General features: G+C 64.5%; 1 protein-coding gene. It reads right to left on the minus strand.

All coding sequences use genetic code 11. The features are described from left to right. Positions 1-1105: IS4 family transposase (locus C8348_RS21845; protein WP_106755425.1), on the minus strand; the 1105-nt coding region annotated here is incomplete at its 3' end. Positions 1106-1207: the final 102 nt, after the last annotated feature.

Below are 1207 nucleotides of genomic sequence, written 5' to 3' on the forward strand. Positions count from 1 at the left end.
TTGGCGGGGCTTTGCTGAGGTGGTCGATTGGCCGTTTGTGCATGATGTTGAGGCGCAGGAGGCGGGCAAAGGCGCGGGGCTGAGGGATTGCGCGCTGGGTGGCATGGACGATGCGCAGCAGGATGTAAGCGATGAGGGCGACGAAGATCTGGGTGCGGACGGCGTTCTCGGATGTGCCGATGAAGTGACGGATCTTCAGGTTCTGCTTGAGCCATTTGAAGAACAGCTCGATCTGCCAGCGCTGCTTGTAGAGCTCTGCGATGTCCTCGGCCGGGGCGTCGAGGTCATTGGTGAGGATGCGCAGGATCTTTCCGGTTGAGATGCGCACGGTGATCTCGCGGACGGGGTCACGCATGGGGTTGCGGCGGCTGTGGGCGAGGCGCTGCGGCAGGAGGCCGATGCGGTCGGCGAGGACGGGACCGTCGCCTGTCACGGGATTTTCGGCGGTGACGGTGAGGCGGGAGTTGGACTTCAGCCGGGTGACGAAGCGGCATCCCAGGGCGTCGAGGCCGGCCCACCAGCCATAATCGTAGTAAGCCAGATCAAACACATAGGTCATGCCGGGGACGGGCGCGAGGGCCTTGGCCGGGGTGATGTCATTGACGGACTGGTCAGACAGGGCCAGGTCCACGGGCGCATCGGCGTTGGGGTCGTAGACGAGATGCAGCTTGGCGGCCCACAGGCCCTTGCGCGGGTCGAGCCAGTCGGCGTTGAGCGACGACATGCGGACATGCGTGGCATCGAGGATGCGCACGGCCTCGCCGATGTGGCGCCGGGTGCGGCGGCTGGCGGCGGCGGCCATGTGGGCAAAGAGATCGGCAAACAGCTCCCAGGGGCGCTTGGCGTTGGCATCGGCCAGGGTCGAGCGGGCCGGCACCTTGGCGCCCGCGTGATAGAGCCGGGCCTTGTGGCTGGCCATGGCCGCCTCGATCTCGCGCAGGCTCTCGGCCCCCGCAAGCTGGGCGAACAAAAGCGCCAGGAACTGGCTCCTGGACGGCAGCCGCCGCACACGGTGATCGGCCCGCCGTTCATCCACAAGCCGTTCGAACACGGACCAGGGGATATGCTTCTGAACCTGATGAAACACGCTATTCTCATGACGCATGACATTGACCTCCTGCCCGTGTCCAGACCGTCGCTAAACGCCTGAACACGAGTAGAATCAATGTCATGCACCTTGTCCAGAAACTTAAACCGGACAGCAGTG

It is taken from the genome of Pannonibacter carbonis (genome assembly GCF_003012935.1).
GTDB lineage: Bacteria > Pseudomonadota > Alphaproteobacteria > Rhizobiales > Stappiaceae > Pannonibacter > Pannonibacter carbonis.